Source organism: Gordonia sp. i37, from assembly GCF_002043085.1.
GTDB lineage: Bacteria > Actinomycetota > Actinomycetes > Mycobacteriales > Mycobacteriaceae > Gordonia > Gordonia polyisoprenivorans.
In genome coordinates, this window is record NZ_MVPX01000626.1 from 1 (window position 1) to 574 (window position 574).

Genomic DNA, 574 nt, shown 5'->3' on the forward strand with positions numbered 1-574 from the left:
CCGACGACGGCCGGTTGGAGATCTCGGCGAACCTCGACATCATCGCCGGGGAGAAAACCAGAACTCTGATGGAAACCTTGTCGACGCCCAAGCCCCAGCCCGACGGATCCCCGGATCCGCGGACACCCGAACAAATCTGCGCCGCCGCATTCGAAACGATCGTGGAGTTGGCGGCACAAGGATTGGCCGACACCACCTTCTCAGCCAAGCCCACCAACGGGTTGTTGTGGACCTGGTCAGCGGACAACCCCGCACTCGGCGGCGATTTGCAGAACATGGGTCCGATCACCGAAGCCACGGCCCGAATGTTGTCGTGTGACACCACGATCACCAAGATCATCCTCAATACCGATGGCGTACCCCTCGACGTCGGACGCCAGGAACGATTGTTCACTCCCGGCCAACGCAAAGCGTTGTTGGTGCGTGATCGTGGGTGTATCAAGTGCGGTGCCCACGCCGGACGCTGCCAAGGACACCACGTGCACCACTGGAGTGAGGGTGGTCCTACCGACCTCGACAACGGCTGCCTGCTGTGCAGTAGTTGTCATGATGATGTGCACCACCACGGTTGGGA

1 protein-coding gene is annotated in these 574 nt (G+C 61.0%); it reads left to right on the plus strand.

The genetic code is table 11. The features are described from left to right. On the plus strand, positions 1–574 hold a 574-nt coding region (locus B1964_RS29015; RefSeq protein ID WP_139765955.1), incomplete at both ends, for an HNH endonuclease signature motif containing protein.